Source organism: Mizugakiibacter sediminis (genome assembly GCF_000953855.2).
Taxonomy (GTDB): Bacteria; Pseudomonadota; Gammaproteobacteria; order Xanthomonadales; family Rhodanobacteraceae; genus Mizugakiibacter; species Mizugakiibacter sediminis.
Genome location: NZ_DF970226.1, coordinates 1 through 2,881, shown reverse-complemented (window position 1 = coordinate 2,881; position 2,881 = coordinate 1). Strand labels below are relative to the sequence as shown.

General features: G+C 72.0%; 3 protein-coding genes. 2 read left to right on the top strand and 1 reads right to left on the bottom strand.

Annotated elements, in window-relative coordinates; translation table 11 throughout:
* The coding region (locus tag MBSD_RS10470; RefSeq protein WP_336603260.1) for a biotin/lipoyl-containing protein at positions 1–363 on the bottom strand (363 nt) is incomplete at its 3' end.
* 144 nt (positions 364–507) lie between these two features.
* Between MBSD_RS10470 and MBSD_RS10465 the strand changes: the two genes are divergently transcribed.
* Both MBSD_RS10465 and MBSD_RS10460 read left to right on the top strand, forming a co-directional pair.
* Complete coding sequence (locus MBSD_RS10465; RefSeq protein WP_062537279.1) at positions 508–1,812, top strand: Xaa-Pro dipeptidase; 1,305 nt, start codon at positions 508–510, stop codon at positions 1,810–1,812.
* A 4-nt stretch (positions 1,813–1,816) separates the two neighbouring features.
* Positions 1,817–2,881 (top strand): sensor histidine kinase (locus MBSD_RS10460; RefSeq protein WP_062537278.1); only part of this gene is annotated, 1,065 nt, incomplete at its 3' end.

Genomic DNA, 2,881 nt, shown 5'->3' with positions numbered 1-2,881 from the left:
GGCCACGGTGGCGCCCGGCGCCGGTGCCGCGGCAGCGGCCGGCTGCGGCGCGGGCGCGGCAGGCGCCTTCGGCGCCTCGGCCTTGGCGGGCGGCGGCGCCGCAGCGGCGGCCGGCGCACCCTCGGCGGTCTCGATCAGCGCCACCACCGTGCCCTCGGCGACGGTGTCGCCGACCTTCAGCCGCAGTTCCTTGACCACCCCCGCGAACGGCGCCGGCACCTCCATCGTCGCCTTGTCCGATTCCAGCGTGACCAGACCCTGGTCCTTCTTCACGCTGTCGCCCGGCTTCACCAGCACCTCGATCACCGGCACGTCCGTGTGGTTGCCGATGTCCGGAACCTTGGCTTCGCGAATATCCGGCATTGCTGCCTCCGAGCAACGTGGGGGAACGGGAGCTGCCAAGTTTCGCCCATTTCGACGGGCTTCGTCATGTACCGCCGGTCGTTGCTGCGCATACGTATGCGCACGGCTACAGTGACCGGGCTCAATTCCGTCCGGGGAGACGCCATGCTGCGCACGCTCTGTTTCGCCCTGCTTTCCACCCTCGCCGCCGCCGCCGCCGCGGACGCGCCGGCCACGCCGCAGCGCATCGCCGTCAAGGCCGCGCACTGGCTCGACGTCGAAGCCGGCCGCGAGCGCGGCCCGGTGGTGGTCGTGATCGAAGGCGACCGCATCAAGGAGGTGCGCGAGGACGGCCAGGCGCCGGCCGACGCCAGGCTGATCGACCTCGGCGACGCCACCCTGCTGCCCGGCCTGATCGACGTGCACACGCACCTGACCGGCGATCCCACCGAGATCAAGGGCGATTACTACGAGGCGATCCTCAAGCGCAGCGCGATCGACGCGGCGATCCTCGCCCACCTCTACGCCAAGCGCACGCTGGACGCCGGTTTCACCACCGTGCGCAACGTCGGCGCCGACGACTACGTCGACGTCGCCCTGCGCAACGCCATCGACCGCGGCGACATCCCGGGGCCGCGCATGCTGGTCTCCGGCCCGGCGATCGGCGCCACCGGCGGCCACGCCGACGACACCACCGGCTTCTCGCCGTGGATCGAGTTCCACACCGTCGACGGCGTCGCCGACGGCGTCGACGCGGTGCGCCACAAGGTGCGCGAGAACGTCAAGAACGGCGCAGACGTGATCAAGTTCATGGCCAGCGCCGGCGTGCTCAGCATGGAGGCCTCGGTCGGCGCGCCGCAGTACACGCAGGCGGAGATGGACGCGATCGTCGACGAGGCGCACCGCTGGGGCAAGAAGGTGGCGGCGCACGCGCACGGCGCCGAGGCGATCAAGATGGCGATCCGCGCCGGCGTCGACTCGGTCGAGCACTGCAGCCTGATCGACGCCGAGGGCCTGAAGCTGGCCAGGCAGCGCGGCACCTACCTCGACTTCGACGTCTACAACGACGACTACATCCTCGGCGAGTACGCCAAGAAGGGCTTCCCGGCCAGCACCATCGAGAAGGAGAAGCTGGTCGGCCGCCTGCAGCGCGAGAATTTCCGCCGCGCCGTGCAGGCCGGCGAGAAGATGGCCTTCGCCACCGACGCCGGCGTCTATCCGCACGGCTGGAACGGCAAGCAGTTCGCCAAGATGGTCGAGTGGGGCATGACGCCGATGCAGGCGATCCAGGCCGCCACCTGGAACGCCGCCGACCTGCTCGGCTGGCGCGACCGCGTCGGCGCGATCAAGCCCGGGCTGTACGCCGACCTGGTCGCCGTCGACGGCGATCCGCTGAAGGACGTGTCGATTCTCGAACGCGTCGGCTTCGTGATGAAGGGCGGCGAGGTCGACAAGAACGCGCTACGCTGAACGCATGAGCAGCGCCGCGCCCGGGTCCGCGACCGAACGCGCCGCTGCGGCCGTCCGTCACGCCGCAGCGGCCCGTGCCGCTGCGGCGATCGCGCCGCGCGCGCCGCGCCGCACCTTCCTGCTGACGGTGATACTGGTCGCCGCGGCGCTGGCGCTGCTGAATTTCGGCCATCGCGCGCTGGACGACATCACCGTTGGCCGCAGCGGCCGCTTCGGCACGCTGCTGATCGAGGAACTCACCGGCGCCTACACCGCGGCGCTGCTGTTGCTGCCGGTGATCGCCTGGGCGCGCCGCCACCCCGTGGCGCACGGGCGGATGCTGCGTGCGCTGGCGGCGCACGCGGCCGGCGTCGTGCTGTTCTCGCTGGCGCACACCAGCCTGCTGTGGGCCAGCCGTTCGGCGGTGTTCGCGATGTTCGGGCTCGGTCGCTACGACTACGGCGACATGCCGTGGCGCTACGCGATGGAGTTTCCCAACGACGTCATCGTCTACGCGCTGATGGTCGGCCTGACCTGGCTGGCCGACCGCCTGCGCGCCAACCGCGAGCGCGAGCTGCGCGCCGCGCGGCTGGAAGCGGCGCTGGCCGAATCGCGCCTCGACGCGCTGCGCCTGCAACTCGCGCCGCACTTCCTCTTCAATTCGCTGAACGCGGTCGCGGCGACCATGTACGACAGCCCGCGCGCCGCCGACGAGATGCTGGCGCGCCTCGGCGACCTGCTGCGCGCCACGCTGGCCAGCAATCCCGGCAACGAGCACGCGCTGGCCGAGGAACTGCGCCTGCTCGAGCTCTACCTCGACGTCCAGCGCGCGCGCTTCGGCGCACGGCTGGACGCGCGCGTCGAGGTGCCGGCGGAACTGGCCGCGGCGCGCGTGCCGTTCCTGCTGCTGCAGCCGCTGGTCGAGAACGCGATCGAGCACGGCGCGGATCCGGCCGACGGCCGCGCCCGCGTCGAGATCGGCGCGCGCCGCGACGGCGAGGCGCTGGAACTCGTCGTGCGCGACCACGGCCCCGGCCCGCGCGGCCCTGCGCGCGACGGCCACGGCATCGGCCTCGCCAACACGCGCGCG